The 14,795-nt window shown below is 67.0% G+C and carries 14 protein-coding genes and 1 tRNA gene; 6 read left to right on the top strand and 9 right to left on the bottom strand.

Features of this window, described 5'->3' with window-relative positions; all coding sequences use genetic code 11:
- Nucleotides 1-87 precede the first annotated feature (87 nt).
- Nucleotides 88-327, bottom strand: coding sequence for a muconolactone Delta-isomerase family protein (locus Q4G50_RS10825; RefSeq protein WP_303377678.1), 240 nt, complete (start codon nt 325-327; stop codon nt 88-90).
- Nucleotides 328-529: 202 nt separating this feature from the next.
- Between Q4G50_RS10825 and Q4G50_RS10820 the strand changes: the two genes are divergently transcribed.
- Complete coding sequence (locus tag Q4G50_RS10820; RefSeq protein ID WP_303377677.1) at nt 530-760, top strand: hypothetical protein; 231 nt, start codon at nt 530-532, stop codon at nt 758-760.
- Between the two features lie 54 nt (nt 761-814).
- Here the strand turns inward: Q4G50_RS10820 and Q4G50_RS10815 are convergent, their stop codons facing one another.
- The 3 genes from Q4G50_RS10815 to Q4G50_RS10805 form a co-directional block, all read right to left on the bottom strand.
- The gene (locus Q4G50_RS10815) at nt 815-1,393 is read right to left on the bottom strand and encodes a DUF937 domain-containing protein (RefSeq protein WP_303377676.1); all 579 of its coding nucleotides are present in this window, start codon (nt 1,391-1,393) and stop codon (nt 815-817) included.
- Nucleotides 1,394-1,644: 251 nt separating this feature from the next.
- Nucleotides 1,645-1,717 (bottom strand) — tRNA-Arg (locus Q4G50_RS10810).
- A gap of 71 nt (nt 1,718-1,788) precedes the next feature.
- A complete protein-coding gene (locus Q4G50_RS10805) occupies nt 1,789-3,351 on the bottom strand; it encodes an alpha/beta hydrolase (RefSeq protein WP_303377675.1) in 1,563 nt (520 codons plus the stop codon).
- A 60-nt stretch (nt 3,352-3,411) separates the two neighbouring features.
- Here Q4G50_RS10805 and argS point away from each other — a divergent pair, with 60 nt between their 5' ends.
- Nucleotides 3,412-5,058 carry an arginine--tRNA ligase gene (gene argS, locus Q4G50_RS10800; protein ID WP_303377674.1) on the top strand — a complete coding sequence of 549 codons (1,647 nt, stop codon included), beginning with the start codon at nt 3,412-3,414 and terminating at the stop codon, nt 5,056-5,058.
- 4 nt (nt 5,059-5,062) lie between these two features.
- Complete coding sequence (gene lysA / locus Q4G50_RS10795) at nt 5,063-6,394, top strand: diaminopimelate decarboxylase (protein WP_303377673.1); 1,332 nt, start codon at nt 5,063-5,065, stop codon at nt 6,392-6,394.
- Nucleotides 6,395-6,411: 17 nt separating this feature from the next.
- Here the strand turns inward: lysA and Q4G50_RS10790 are convergent, their stop codons facing one another.
- The gene (locus Q4G50_RS10790; RefSeq protein WP_303377672.1) at nt 6,412-7,104 is read right to left on the bottom strand and encodes a hypothetical protein; all 693 of its coding nucleotides are present in this window, start codon (nt 7,102-7,104) and stop codon (nt 6,412-6,414) included.
- 88 nt (nt 7,105-7,192) lie between these two features.
- Here Q4G50_RS10790 and Q4G50_RS10785 point away from each other — a divergent pair, with 88 nt between their 5' ends.
- The 3 genes from Q4G50_RS10785 (at nt 7,193) to Q4G50_RS10775 (ending at nt 10,732) form a co-directional block, all read left to right on the top strand.
- Nucleotides 7,193-8,524: a homoserine dehydrogenase gene (locus Q4G50_RS10785; protein WP_303377671.1), complete on the top strand. Its 1,332-nt coding sequence runs from the start codon at nt 7,193-7,195 to the stop codon at nt 8,522-8,524.
- A 13-nt stretch (nt 8,525-8,537) separates the two neighbouring features.
- On the top strand, nt 8,538-9,464 hold the full coding sequence (gene thrB / locus Q4G50_RS10780; protein ID WP_303377670.1) for a homoserine kinase: 927 nt from the start codon (nt 8,538-8,540) through the stop codon (nt 9,462-9,464).
- Between the two features lie 128 nt (nt 9,465-9,592).
- Nucleotides 9,593-10,732 carry an HNH endonuclease signature motif containing protein gene (locus Q4G50_RS10775; RefSeq protein ID WP_303377669.1) on the top strand — a complete coding sequence of 380 codons (1,140 nt, stop codon included), beginning with the start codon at nt 9,593-9,595 and terminating at the stop codon, nt 10,730-10,732.
- Nucleotides 10,733-10,736: 4 nt separating this feature from the next.
- Here the strand turns inward: Q4G50_RS10775 and Q4G50_RS10770 are convergent, their stop codons facing one another.
- The 4 genes from Q4G50_RS10770 to narI are packed head-to-tail and all read right to left on the bottom strand — an operon-like array spanning nt 10,737 to nt 14,793.
- Complete coding sequence (locus Q4G50_RS10770) at nt 10,737-11,423, bottom strand: metalloregulator ArsR/SmtB family transcription factor (RefSeq protein ID WP_303377668.1); 687 nt, start codon at nt 11,421-11,423, stop codon at nt 10,737-10,739.
- A gap of 10 nt (nt 11,424-11,433) precedes the next feature.
- Nucleotides 11,434-13,287, bottom strand: a complete 1,854-nt coding sequence (locus Q4G50_RS10765; RefSeq protein ID WP_303377667.1) for an ATP-binding cassette domain-containing protein — start codon at nt 13,285-13,287, stop codon at nt 11,434-11,436.
- Between the two features lie 10 nt (nt 13,288-13,297).
- Nucleotides 13,298-14,008, bottom strand: a complete 711-nt coding sequence (gene modA / locus Q4G50_RS10760) for a molybdate ABC transporter substrate-binding protein (protein ID WP_303377666.1) — start codon at nt 14,006-14,008, stop codon at nt 13,298-13,300.
- Nucleotides 14,008-14,793, bottom strand: a complete 786-nt coding sequence (gene narI, locus Q4G50_RS10755; protein WP_303377665.1) for a respiratory nitrate reductase subunit gamma — start codon at nt 14,791-14,793, stop codon at nt 14,008-14,010. Before narI ends, modA begins: the two co-directional genes overlap by 1 nt.
- Between the last annotated feature and the right edge of the window lie 2 nt (nt 14,794-14,795).

The following is a 14,795-nucleotide window of genomic DNA, read 5'->3' as shown; positions in this document are numbered from 1 at the left end:
CACCGTGGGAAACGGGCCGGTTCGCTGTCTGTCTCTTAGCGAGAAGAAGTCTCGGGTGGCGTTCGGGTGCTGCGCCAGCGGGGTGACCTAGATGTTCATGTACTTGTACATCGGTAAGCTGGACAGCACCTCCTGCAGCTCGTCATTGCTCTCCACGTCATAGATGGAGTAGTTCGAGTACTCGCCGACCACGCGCCAGATACCCTTCATCTTCCCGGACTTCTGCAGGTTGCCGGAGTACTCCTTCTCCCTGGCCTGGAAATCGGTGACCTGCTCGGGGGTCAAGGACTCGGGGAAGGAGACATCCATGCGGGCGAGAAACAGCATTGCGTGGCCTTTCGGTTGTTGAGTACGTTCCCCGACCACCATACCGGCGACGGTTACCGAATTGTTCTATATGCCTGTGGCCTGGTGATTCGGGGTATTCCCGTGCGGAGCCTGTGGGTTGACCCCCTTGGCAGGCGGGAAAGTATCGACTAACAAGTCTCATAGGCCAACCAAGTGAAAGGGTTCCACCATGCTCCGTCGAATGACTCGTCTCACCCTCGCCAGCGTCGCCAGCGTCGCCCTGCTCGTGGGTGGGACAGCTGCCCCCGCAACTGCCCAGGAGGTCAGCAGCACCAGTTCCCACTCCTCCAACTGGGCACCCGAGGACTACCTCTTCGGAGCCATTCTGTTCCCCACGTTGTTCTCGTCGATGTTCTCCTCGTACATCCTCGGCATCCCGCAGTGCGGCCTGCACGACACAAGCGCCTGCTAAACGACGAGCCGGGCCCGGGGACGTGATCCCCGGGCCCGGTTGTCGTGTTTTCTGCTAGCGGCGCCCGCCGCCCAGCAGGCCCCCGAGCAGCTCACCGAAGATGCCACCCGTGCCCGGCGACTGCTCCTGGGCACCGCCGCCTCCACCGAGGACCTGGCCGAGGATCTGCTCCAGCAGCCCGCCCTTCGACGACGGCGTCGGCGTCTGCTGCGTCTGCGGCTTCGTCCCGCCCGTCCGCTGCTGCAGCTGACCGGCGAGCCAGGACATCACGATCGGTGCCAGGATCGGCAGGAGCTTGCGCACCAGCGAGCTGCCGCCGCCCAGACCACCGAGCTGGCTGACCACCTGATCCTCCTGGGCGCCGAACACGTGGTGGGCGATCTTCTGGCCCTCGTTCGTGTCGATGGCGTCAACATCCACCTCGCCCTCCACAAGCGACGGGTCATGCTGATCGACGGCGCTGGCGAGGGAATCCCGGCCGGCCGGATCCTTCGCGTTGGCACCCATGCCCATGAGCAGTGCCGGGAGGACGTTCTCGGCGGCCTGGCGCACCTGGGTCGGGTCTTCCCCTAGCTGCTTCGCGATGCGGTCAATGGGCAGGCTGGACAGGAGCTGATTGATGTTGTTCGTCATGGCGCCACTCTAGTGGTGGGTGGCGGTGTCGTGCAGGTGGCGCTTTGTACGCCAGTTAGTGGCTCCGACGGGTATTTTTTCCGGCGAACTGGTGTGCAATGAACCACCGCGTTCCTTCGCATGGCAGGAACGGACCGAAATCGGGGATTCTAGGGCGTTCGTGCCACCCGAATTCCCGCGTCGCGCACGACGAGCGCGGGAAAGGCCCCGACCGGGAGCGGGTGCTCTCGATCGGGGCCTCAGGTCATTCGTGTCCCCGACAGGATTCGAACCTGCGACCTTTGGTACCGGAAACCAATGCTCTATCCACTGAGCTACGGAGACATCGCTGCCATCCCGCCTGGGGATGACAACGGTGAAAGTCTAGCACCCCTGCCGGGGGCGACCCAATCCACCTAGCGGTTAAGTCCCGGCACCTCGGTCACTGCGGTGGTACCGGTGCGCAGGTACTCGACGACGGCGTCGTCAACCGCGGTGTTGCCCAGGCCGACGTGGCCGTGGCCAGCACCGTTGACGGTGATGACGTGGGCACCCATGGCGTCGGCAAGCGTGTGGTGCGTGCCGTAGGGGGTCTGCGGGTCGTGGGTCGCCTGGATGAGCAGCGGGCGCACGTCGAGCGCATCCCCGGACACGCCCGGCAGCCCGGCAACTGGTGCGGCACCAGCGCACGCGGCGCCGGAGGTGAACATGGCGTTCGGGGCGGTGAAGATGTCACCGGTGACGAAGTTGGACCACGCGTACTTGGGGTAGTCGGCCGGGTTGGCGGGGTAGGAGTTCTCGTTGCACATGATCAGGCGCTGCATGAGCTGGGCGTTGGCGGCTTCGATAAGGGCGCTTTCAGGAACCTCAACGGCGGCCGGATCGGGCAGGGGCTCGGAGCCGTTGATCATGCGGGCGAGGGTGTCCCATTCGCCGGTGAAGGGCACCATGGCGCGGGTGATCTGGAGGGTGGGGGAGTTGGCCTGGTTGCCGCCACCGCTGACAGCCTGGGAGCTCAATCCCTGGGAGGAGACGACGAAGGGGTTGACGGCGGTCATGGCCTGTGCGCCACCCTCGCCGGAGGAGCCGAGGCCCGGGGGCAGGTCGCCGACCTGGGCGGGCGGCGGGACGAGCGTCGGGTTGGTGCCGGTCTCGGCGACGACGCGGGCGGACCAGGCCTGGTACACGGCGAGCGGGGTGTCGCCGAGGCCGTAGATGTCGTTGCGGGCGGCGACCCAGGACATGAACTCGTGGATGGTGTTTTCGTAGCCGGCCTGCTGGGTGCCCATGATGCCGTTCCAGGCGAGCTTGGGGTCCATGGCGGAGTCGAGGACGACGCGGTCGGTGTGCTGCGGGTAGCGGGTGGCGTAGACGGAGCCGAGGTAGGTGCCGTAGGACAGGCCGAGGATGGAGATCTGCTCGCGGCCAAGGGCCTGGCGGACCCATTCCCAGTCGTTGGCGGTGTTGTCGGTGGTGAGGGACGCGGTGTAGCCGGGGTGGGCGTTCTCGCAGGCCTGGCGGATGAAACCACCCTGGTTGGTGAGCATGTCCATCATGCCGCCCTGGTTGACTGCCTCGAAGCAGTCGACGGGGGTGGAGCCGGGCAGGCCGCGCGGCTGGACGGCGACGCGCTCCCACTCATCGGTGAGACCGGCAGACCAGCCAAACATCTCGGTGTTGCCGAAGTAGGAGTAAGCGTCGCCGCCCGGGCCGCCCGGGTTGCCGAAGATCGTGCCACGCGCGGTGCCGGAGGCGGCGGGCACGCGGACGAAGCCGACGGAGATCTTCTCGCCAGAGGGGTCGGAGTGGTACATGGGGACGTCGATACGCCCGCACTGCGCGCTGGGGTCGGTGACCTGCGCGGGGCAGTCCTCCCAGGTGATGGCGGGGGCGGCGTGGGCAAGCGGCACGGAAAGCGGCAGCAGGGCGAGCGTCGCGGCGGCGGCGAAAGTACGGGGGGATAGACGCATAGATGGCATCTTAACCCGCCACCAGGCTCAGTGGGAGACATATAACTAGGTGGACTAGACTATCCGCCCATGACACCTGCTGATCTTGCGTCCCTCATCCGGGAGACCGCCGCTGGCGTGCTGGCCTCCCGTGGCCTCGACACCTCTGTGCTGCCGGACCCGGTCGTCGTCGAGCGTCCCCGTAATCCGGAGCACGGTGATTACGCCACCAACCTGGCCCTGCAGGTGGCCAAGAAGGTCGGCATGAATCCGCGCGAGCTGGCCACGTTACTTGCCGACACCCTCTCCGCTGACCCCGCCATCGACGAGGCCGAGATCGCGGGCCCGGGTTTCCTTAATATCCGCCTGGCGGCGGCTGCGCAGGGCGAGATCGTGGCGAAGATCCTCGCCGCGGGCGCCGAGTACGGTCATCTGGACATCTACGAGGGCACCAAGATCAACCTGGAGTTCGTCTCCGCGAACCCGACCGGCCCCATCCACCTGGGTGGTACCCGCTGGGCGGCCGTCGGCGATTCCCTGGGCCGCGTGCTTAACGCTGCGGGCGCGCAGGTCACCCGCGAGTACTATTTCAACGACCACGGTGGCCAGATCGACCGTTTCGCCCGCTCCCTGGTGGCTGCGGCGAAGGGTGAGCCGACCCCGGAGGACGGCTACGGCGGTGACTATATCGGGGAGATTGCGCAGCGGATCGTCGATAAGCATCCCGGGGCGCTGGAGGCGGCGGACGTCCAGGAGACCTTCCGCGCCGCCGGCGTGGAGATGATGTTCAACCACATCAAGTCCTCGTTGCACGAGTTCGGCACCGACTTCGACGTCTACTTCCACGAGAACTCGCTCTTCGAGTCCGGCGCTGTTGACCGGGCCGTGCAGACGCTGAAGGACAACGGCAACCTCTACGAATCCGAGGGCGCCTGGTGGCTGCGCTCCACCGACTTCGGCGATGACAAGGACCGCGTCGTCATCAAGTCCGACGGCGAGGCCGCCTACATCGCCGGCGACATCGCCTACGTCGCCGACAAGATCGACCGTGGCCACAACCTGTGCATCTACATGCTCGGCGCCGACCACCACGGCTATGTCGCCCGCCTCAAGGCCGCCGCGGCCGCCCTCGGCTACAACGCTGACCAGGTCGAGGTCATGATCGGCCAGATGGTCAATCTCGTCCGCGACGGCGAGGCCGTGCGCATGTCCAAGCGCGCCGGCACCGTGATCACCCTCGACGACCTCGTCGAGGCCATCGGCATCGACGCCGCCCGCTATTCCCTCATCCGCTCATCTGTCGACTCCTCCCTGGACATCGACCTGGCGCTGTGGGCCTCCCAGTCCTCGGACAACCCCGTCTACTACGTGCAGTACGGTCACGCCCGCCTGTGCTCCATCGCGCGCAAGGCCGCCGAGCTGGGCGTCACCGTCGACAACCCTGATCTGTCGCTGCTCACCCACGAGCGGGAAGGCGACCTCATCCGCACCCTCGGCGAGTTCCCCACTGTGGTCAAGGCCGCAGCGGAACTCCGCGAGCCCCACCGCATTGCCCGATACGCTGAGGAATTGGCTGGCGTCTTCCACCGCTTCTACGACAACTGCCAGATCCTGCCGAAGGCCAGCGAGGACGCCGCAGAGATCCACACTGCCCGCCTGGCGCTGGCCGCCGCCACCCGCCAGACCCTGGCCAACGCGCTTGGCCTGGTCGGTGTCACCGCCCCGGAGAGGATGTAAGCGCATGAGCTCTGATTTCAACGAGCTGCCCGCCCACGTCTGGCCGCGCAACGCCGCGCGCCAGGAAGACGGCGTGGTCACCATCGCCGGTGTGCCGTTGCCGGAGATCGCCGAGGAGTACGGCACCCCCGTCTTCGTCGTCGACGAGGATGACTTCCGCTCCCGCTGCCAGGACATGGCGCGCGCTTTCGGTGGTGCCGAGAACGTCCACTATGCCTCCAAGGCATTCCTCACCCGCACCATCGCGCGTTGGGTTGATGAGGAGGGCCTCTCGCTGGACGTCGCCTCCCTCAATGAGCTGAAAATCGCGCTGGCCGCTTCTTTCCCCGCCGAACGCATGACCGCGCACGGCAACAACAAGGGCGCCAGCTTCCTGCGGGCGTGCGTGGCGGAGGGAGTCGGCCACGTCGTGCTGGACTCCGAGTCCGAACTCGAGCTTCTCGACGCCATCGCCGCCGGCCAGGACCGCATCCAGAAGGTGATGATCCGCGTCAAGCCCGGTATCGAGGCCCACACCCACGAGGCAATCGCCACCTCCCACGAGGACCAGAAGTTCGGCTTCTCCCTCGCTTCTGGTTCCGCCTACCGCGCCGCCGAAGCGGCCGTGCGCGCCGAAAACCTCGAGCTGGTGGGGCTGCACTGCCACGTCGGTTCCCAGGTCTTCGACGCCGAGGGCTTCACCATGGCCGCCGACCGCGTCCTGGGCCTGTACTCGCAGATCCACCGCGAGCTCGGCGTCCAGCTGCCGGAGCTCGACCTCGGCGGCGGCTACGGCATCGCCTACACCGAGGACGAGCAGCCCCTCAACGTCGACGAGGTAGCGCACGACCTCCTCACGGCCGTAGCCAAAACCGCCGCCGAGCTGGGCATCGAACCCCCCGTCGTCCTCGTCGAACCCGGCCGCGCCATCGCCGGCCCCGGCACCGTCACCGTCTACGAGGTGGGCACCGTCAAGGACGTCACCATCTCCGAGGACGCCAAGCGCCGCTACATTTCCGTCGACGGCGGCATGTCCGACAACATCCGCCCCGCGCTCTACGGCTCGCTTTACGACGCCCGCCTCGTCAACCGTTTCACCGAAGGTTCAGCGGTGGCCTCGCGCCTCGTCGGCTCGCACTGCGAGTCCGGCGACATCCTCGTCCGCGATGCGTCGTACCCGGACGACATTGCGGTGGGGGACCTCGTGGCCGTCGCGGCGACCGGCGCCTACGCCTACGCCATGTCCTCGCGCTACAACGCCTTCGGCCGCCCGCCCGTGGTCGCCGTACGCGCCGGGAAAACCAAGCTCATGCTGCGCCGCGAAACCGTCGAGGATATCCTCGCGCTGGAGGGTTAAGGCACACGCCCCAGCATTTAAGGCTTGAGCTGCCCGACATCCTCCAGCAGCGCCATCACCAAGGAGGGATAGAGCGCGCCGATGTGCGCCCCGGGCAGTGGCGGCGGCGCGGCCTTGCCTGACACCCCGGCGGTGCATTGGGAGAACTCGGCCCGACCGGCCCGGGCCGCGGCCTCCGCGCCCGGCGTGCGCGCCCACGCCCGCTCCCAGGACTCGGCCGCCGCCACGGACAACCCCGCGCGATAACCATGCAGGGGGGTGTCCTGGTGGGCGGTAAGCCGCTCCCGCGCCTCCACCCGCGGCATAACCCGCCAACGCTGGGCAGACTGCCGACGCTCATTGCGATCCACCAGCACCCGCAGCGGCGCACTGGCCTCCTGGCCCTGGTAGCCGACGCGGTGCCCGGCGACGTCAATACGCTCCAGCGCCGCGGAGATTTCCGCCGGCGGCTCCTCGGCGGCCGTCTTATCGGCGAACCACGCCCGCGCCAGTGCCATATCCTCCGCCGCACCCGGAACATCCCGCAGAATCTCCGCCGACCAATTCGCCGCGAACACCCCGTACAACGCCAGAGAATCCTCCAGCTCCGCCTCCGTGGACACAAATGTGCACGAAGGGCCGAGGACCGTGACCTCGGTGGCAGAGGCAGTGGCGGTGACCGGCAGGAGCGCGGCGGCAAGCAGCGCGCCTGCGAAAGCGCGTCTGAACATGGCCACATCCTACCCCGTTGACTGTGGAAATGGCCCGCCCCCGGTAGGCTGGTGCACGTTTAGCGTCACCACAACACCCAGGAGCACCATGAGCGAGAACACCCAGCCCAGCTACAACCCCGGCAAGGGAGCCGGTGAGCCGGTCGGTATCGCCATTCTCGGCCACGGCACCGTCGGTTCGGAGGTGCTGCGCCTCATGGGCGAATACTCCGACGCGCTGGCCCACCGCATCGGTGGCCCGCTGGAACTGAAGGGTGTCGCTGTGTCTGACCTGTCGAAGCCGCGCGCGGGCGTCGATAAGCAGCTGCTCACCGACGACGCCATGTCGCTGATCAACCGCGCGGACGTCGACATCGTCGTCGAGGTCATCGGCGGCATCGACTACCCCCGCGAACTCGTCCTCGCCGCCCTGCGCGCCGGAAAGTCCGTGGTCACCGCAAACAAGGCGCTCGTCGCCGCCCACGCCGATGAGCTGGCCGAAGCCGCCGACGCCGCCAACGTCGACCTCTACTTCGAGGCCGCCGTCGCCGCCGCCATCCCCGTCGTAGGTATGCTGCGCCGCTCCCTGGCCGGAGACAACATCCTGCGCATCTCCGGCATCGTCAACGGCACCACCAACTTCATCCTCGACGCCATGGAATCCACCGGCGCCACCTACGACGACGCCCTCGCCGAGGCCACCCGCCTGGGCTACGCCGAAGCCGATCCCACCGCCGACGTCGAGGGCCATGATGCCGCCTCCAAGGCCGCCATCCTCGCCTCCCTGGGCTTCCACACCCGCGTCAAGTTCGACGACGTCTCCTGCGAGGGCATCTCCCAGGTCACCGCCGAGGACATCGCCGCCGCCCGCGACGCCGGCTACGTGATCAAACTACTGGCCATCTGCGAGCGCATCACCGACCACGACGGCAACGAGGCCGTCGCCTCCCGCGTCCACCCGACCCTCGTGCCGGTCGACCACCCGCTGGCCTCCGTCAACGAGTCCTACAACGCCATCTTCGTCGAGGCCGAAGCCGCTGGCCGCCTCATGTTCTACGGCAACGGCGCCGGCGGTGCCCCGACCGCCTCCGCCGTCCTCGGTGACCTCGTCGGCGCGGCCCGCAACAAGGTCCACGGTGGCCGTGCCCCCGGTGAGAACACCTACGCCAACCTGCCCGTCGCGGACCTGGGAGATGTGCGCACCCGCTACCACATCGACATGGAGGTCGAGGACCGCACCGGCGTTCTCGCCGAGCTCTCCGCTATCTTCGCCTCCCGCGACATCTCCCTCAAGACTGTCCGCCAGGAGGAGTCCGGCGACCACGCCCGCCTCATCGTGGTCACCCACTCCGCCCGCGAATCCGACCTGGCCGCCACCGTCGATGACCTCAAGCAGGCCCCGGCCGTCAAGGCCGTCGACTCCGTGCTGCGTCTGATCTAGGAAGGTCTGTCGATTGAGCATCCAGCTTGAGGTCGGCACTAAAGCGACCGTCACCGTCCCCGGCTCCTCGGCGAACCTGGGGCCGGGCTTCGACACCCTCGGCTTGGCCGTCGGCATCTACGACACCGTCGAGGTGGAAGTCACCGACTCCGGACTGGAGGTCGAAGTCTTCGGCGAGGGAGCAGAAGATCTGCCCCGCGACTCCTCCCACCTCGTGGTCAAGGCCATCCGCTCCGGGCTGAACGCCGCGCAGGCCGAGGCCCCCGGGCTGCGCGTGGTGTGCACCAACAACATCCCGCAGTCCCGCGGCCTGGGATCCTCTGCCGCGGCGGCGGTCGCCGGTGTCGTCGCGGCGAATGCGCTGGCCGGTTTCCCCCTCGACGAGGCGCAGGTCGTTCAACTGTCCTCCGCCTTCGAGGGCCACCCGGATAACGCGGCCGCCTCGGTGCTCGGCTCAGCGGTCGTCTCCTGGACGACCACCCCCGTCGACGGCTCCCAGCCGGGCTACAGGGCCGTCGCCGTGCCGGTGGATCCGCGCATCCGCGCGACCGCCCTGGTTCCGGAATTCCAGGCCTCCACCCAGGCCGTGCGCCGCGTCTTGCCGAGCCACGTCACCCACACGGACGCGCGTTTCAACGTTTCGCGCACCGCTGTTATGACCGTGGCACTGCAGAATCACCCCGAGTTGTTGTGGGAGGGTACCCGCGACCGCCTGCACCAGCCGTACCGCGCTGATGTCCTGCCCGTGACCGCCGAGTGGGTCAACCGCCTGCGCAACCGTGGTTACGCCGCCTACCTCTCCGGCGCCGGCCCGACCTGCATGGTGCTGTCCGTCGACCCGGTCGACCCGAAGATCCTCGACGAAGCCCGCGCCGGTGGCTTGCGTGTCATCGAACTCGATGTCGCGGGCCCCGTCAACGTCGAGGTTTCCCGCGCTTAGTCGCCGGCGAGGGCGCTGTCAATGCTCCGAGCAGATGTTCGGTATGTTTCTGTGGATAACTGGTAGTTATCCACAGGCCGGGGCGATTGCTTATCGACGCTTCCGTGGTGTCGTTTATCGTCCGAGGCATGGACACTCTTCAAGCGTTGGCAGCCCTCCGGGCCATGCGCGTATTCGGCGATATCGCTGCCGGTGCGCTCACACGCGCGCATCTGGATGAGTGCGGTATCCGGGACGCGGGTCTGTGGGAGCGGATGTCGCAGATCTATTTCGGGCCGACCCGATACAAAAAACTGCAGGCCGCGGCCCGTGAAGCGGCGGCACCGTTGTCACCGGACGCGGTGGCGGTGATCGAAAAGCACCTACGCAAGCTCTCACCGAAGGCTGCCGTCACGCCGATGGAGGTGCGGGTGGAGCTGTGCGAGTTGCGCGGTACCGTCGCTGAGATTGACCAGGAAGCGGCGGCGCGGGTGGCGGCATACAACCGGCAGGCCCCCGGCGAGGATGATGGCTGGCGTTTGCGATCGATGAAGGGCGGCAAGAACACCGATCCTTTTGGGACACGGACCTTTTCTTTGACGCTGCTGGAGCGGGAAGCCGCCCACGTCAACGCGCACCTGGATCCGATTATCAAACAGCTGCGCGACTCGGATGCCACCTTGGGGTATGAGGAAGCGAAGGGCATCGCCGCCTACCGTCAGCTAGTGGGGGCAGTGGGCGAGGGTGTGCCCTCCCCGCCGCTGCCGCGTCCTTTCGTGCTGATCCCGAAGAACAAGTACGTGGAGATACTGCGCCAGGAGGGGGACGAGACCATCTTCGGCCTGTCGGACGGCACGACGATGACCGGTGCGGAGTTGGCGGCGCAGGGGATGGCGGAGGACGCCTACTTCGGGATCTTCAGCCCATTGGAGGGCGGGATCAACGCCTACCGCCAGGAGCGCTTCGCCAACGAGAAACAACGGTTGTTGTTGGCAGCGGAGACTTTGGTATGCCCAACGCCGGAATGTACGACCCCGGCGGATCTATCCCAGGTGCACCACATCAAGCCGTGGTCGAAGGGCGGGGAGACAAACCTGCCGAACATGACGATCGCGTGCAAGGTACACAACGGGCGCAACGATGATGATCCGAACGCCCCGCCGAAATTCGGCCGGCTGGAACGGCAGCCCGGTGGGGTGGTGTTCATCCCGCCCGATGGTGGGCCGCCGCGTGTGAACCGTCACCCGATCCGGAAACTCTCCGCGATGGGGCTGCTCGCCGACGCCTAAACCCTCATCCCGCGTCGGCAGAGGCATCATGGGAGGTCACCGTGCACGCCCCCGCCGGATAGAAGGGTTTGAGGGTGAGAGTCACCGGTGCAGAGCCCACCGCCTCCTGCAGATAACCCTCATGCATGGCACACACCGCCGGCGAGGGGCGACCACCCGTGGTGACAAACGGGCATGACTGCAGATGGATATCCACGTTGTCGGAGCCATCAACACTAAGCAAGGCCGGATCGAAACCCAGCTCCCGCAAATGAGCCATAAGCAGGTCAAGAGCTTCCGGCACCGTCGACGCCGATCCCGTGCCAGTCATGCGCCGAGCCCACGCACGTCCGATCTCCCGGGCCTGGTCGAGGGCGGTGGGGGAGGTGGCGTCGATAAGCATGTCCGTGAGGACCTCGACGAGGGAGACATACTCCTCGGCGATCACGCGATTATCAGGCACCCGAACCTGGAAAATCAGGGACGGGCGGCCTCGCCCCTGCGCCGGGGCGGTAGTGGTGCGCACGGCACCACGGGCAATGAGCTCGTCGAGATGACCGCGCACCGTATTGACGTGCATGCCCAATTGCTTCGCCAAATCAACGGAACGCGCGCCCCCCGGGTGTGTCTGCAGCTGATCGAGGACCTCGCGCTGCTTTGAGCTGAGTTGGAGTGCCTCGGGAAAGAGTTCGGAGGCGGGCCGGGGGGTCATGGATCACTCCTTAAGAGCGTGGGTGATGCGGATGAACAGTTACAGCGGTGGCCTTAGTCACGCAATCAACGATCGTCCCGGGCGCCAACCCCAGATCAAGAATCGAACGTCGAGTCACCGGCACCGAGACAGTCACGGGACCAGCCTCACCGAGCAGTGACACAGTGACCACCGCGGTAGAACGACCAGATGCGGACTCAATGGATTCAATTGTGCCCGGCCAGAGATTGCGCGCCGAATCGGTACGCCCCCCGGATGGGGCAGGCAGCCGCAACGTCGTGGCTTCTGGAGGAAACGTTGCCACCGCTTGATCACCAGCCTCCTCGGCAGAGATACCGGTGATCAGTAGTTTCCCATTTCTTATGGTCACTGTATCAAGTGTCTTCTCGACAACGGAACCCTCCATGCGGTTCAGCCCCGCCAGCGAGGAGACGAAACTATTCGGCGGCACCGCGAGCAACTCACTTGTAGAACCCGCCGCAGTGATGTCTCCGCCTTCCAGCACGAGGAGGTAATCGGAGAGCCCGGCCACCTCCAGCGGGTCATGTGTCACCAGGATAGTGGTGCGATCCCGGGCGGCGGCATGCAGGAGACCACGCCAGGCAGTCGTCGAGGCAATGTCGATGGCGGCCAGCGGCTCGTCGAGGATTAACACGGCAGGTCGCGCGGCCAAGGCCCGGACGAGGGCCACCTGGGCGGCCTGCCCACCAGACAGTGCGGGGACGGGCACGTCGTGGAGGGGGGTGAGGCCGGCGGCGTCGAGAAGCTCACGGGTGCGGGTAGTGCAACGGGTCACCATGCTCACAGCACCCGCGGCAGTGGTGGTGGTAGGCAAGCCGGGGCGCTGGGTGAGCAGGACCACCTTCCCCTCGACGGGGAGATGAGGACTACCGATCTGGCGCATGAGAGTCGTCTTGCCGGAACCATTCGGCCCGACCACGGCGGTGACCCGGTTAGCGGGCAGCGTGTGTTCGCCCACGTGCACGGGCACCCCGCCGCCGGGTGGGGCGGTCAGCTCGCGCAGGCGGGTGGTGTCAAGGGAGTGCAGGGAACGCGCGCGGGGCTGGTACTCGCGGCGTAGGAGTCCGGGCAGTGCGGCAAGCAGCAACACCACCACGGCGAGGGTGATCAACAGTGCGCCGAGGACGTAGGCGCGGCCGGGGTCGGTCTCCCGCTCCAGGTAGATGCCCAGCGGCATGGTGCGGGTGACACCCGGCATGGAGCCGGCGAAGGTAAGGGTGGTGCCGAACTCGCCGAGGGAGCGGGCGAAAGCCAGGCCCGCGCCGGTGGCCAGCGCCGGGGCCACCGCTGGCAACGTCACCTTGCGCAGCACTTCACCTGGTTTCAGCCCCACCGAGGCGGCAGAGGAGGGAATCTCTGGGTCGATCTGCCGCAGCGCGGCGTCGACGGTGACGACGACAAAGGGCAGGGCGATGAAGGTGTGGGCGAGGATGACGCCGGGGAAGGCGAAGGCGAACTGGAGACCGGTGGCGTCGAGAAGCGGTGCTGTCAGCCCGCGGCGTCCCAGCGCCGCAGAGAGTGCCAGGCCGGCTACGACCGGCGGCATGGCCAGGGGCAGAAGGACCAGGAGGCGGACGAGCCTGGCGCCGCGGCGCAGGTGTTGGATCCACAGGGCCAGGGGAACCCCGAGGAGGGTTGTCAGCAGGGTGGTCCACAGCCCGGCCCCCAGGGTGATGCGCAGGAGATCATGGGTGGCAGGTTCGGCGAGAACCCCCTCGACGCGCCCCCACGGCACGCGCACCCCTAACGCCAGGACGGGACCGAGGATGAACACCAGGCCGATGACACCGAGTCCCGCCACCACCAGTGGGGGTCGGGGCGGGGCGGGACGGGGTGTAGGCATGTCGATCAGACTAGCGGGCCGGGGTGAAGCCGTGCTCGGCCCAGACTGGGCGCATCTCCACGGATCGTAGGAGCTCGACGAACGCGCGCGCCTCCTCCTCGACGGCCGCCGAGGTGGTCACCGCGGCGACGAGGGAGTTGGGGTGATCGGCGGCGCCGGGCAGCTCGATGACCTCGACGGCCTCACCCGCAGCGGCGGCGTCGGAGCGGTAGACCCACCCGGCGTCGGCTTCCCCGGAGACGACTTTGCCTAGTACGTCGGAGACGGCGTGTTCGAGGGAGACGGGGTGGACGTCCCAGTTGGCGGCGTCGATAAGCTGGTGCGAGATGGCGCCGCAGGGGACCTGCTCATCGCACAGCACCAGCGCGGTGTCGGGGCCGAGATCCTCCACGCCGCGGATCCCCGCCGGATTACCTTGTGGCACCACCATGACCATGGTGTTGGTGGCGACGACGTGGGGGTCCTCGACGAGGCCCTGGGCGATCGCCGCATCCATTGTCGCCTGGTCGGCGGTGATAAGGACATCGCCGGGCGAGCCCTCGGCGAGCTGTTGGACGAGGGTGGAGGAGCCGGCGTTGATGAATTCCAGCGAGGTGGGGGACTTCTCCGCCAGCGATTCGTTGAGTACGCGTGTCGACGCCGCCCCCAGCACCGTCAGATCATCGGTGGTGCCGCAGGCGCTGAGCAGACAGGCGGCGGCGAGGGCTGCGGCGATACGCATCAGGCACCCCGGGAGGGGGTTTCCTTGCGCTCGTCGAGTTCACCGGTGTGGGAGCGGATCGGTTCCCAGGCCACATGCTCCTTGACGGGGCCGGTGCGGGTGTCGCGGGAGCGGTAGACCACATACGGGCGGGTGGTGTAGCCGACGGGGGCGGAGAAAGCGTGCACGAGGCGGGTGAAGGGCCACACGGCGAGGATGGTGAAGCCGGCGAGGACGTGGACCTGGAACTGCCAGGGGACATCGACCATGAGTTCTGGGCGGGCCTGGAAGATCAGCAGTTCGCGCAGCCAGGGGGAGATGGTTTCGCGGTAGTCGTAACCGTGGGGCCCGCCGAACAGCTGCAGGGATACGGTGGCGATGAAGCCGGAGAGGATCGCTGCGCCGAGGAAGAGGTACATCACTTTGTCGGAGGTGGAGGTGGCGAGGAAGACGGAGCGGTTGACGATGCGTCGGTAGAGCAGCCCGATGAGGCCGAGCACGGCGGCAATGCCGGCGATGACTCCGGGGTAGGTGGCGATGAGGTGGTACACGCCGTCGGAAATACCCACGGCCCGGGTCCAGGACTTCGGGATGGCCAGGCCCATGACGTGGCCGATGATCACGAAGAGCATGCCGTAGTGGAAGAGAGGGGAGGACAGGCGCAGGAGTTTGGATTCGTAGATCTGGGTGGAGTGGGTGGTCCATCCGAACTGGTCGGTGCGCCATCGCCAGATCATGCCGATGACGAAGGCGGCGATCGCCAGCCAGGGGAAGGCAACCCAGAGGAAGGTGTCGAAATCAGTCATGA

Source organism: Corynebacterium sp. (assembly GCF_030538285.1).
Lineage (GTDB): Bacteria > Actinomycetota > Actinomycetes > Mycobacteriales > Mycobacteriaceae > Corynebacterium.
The sequence above is the reverse complement of the archived record's forward strand: the minus strand, read 5'-3'. Positions and strand labels throughout refer to the sequence as shown.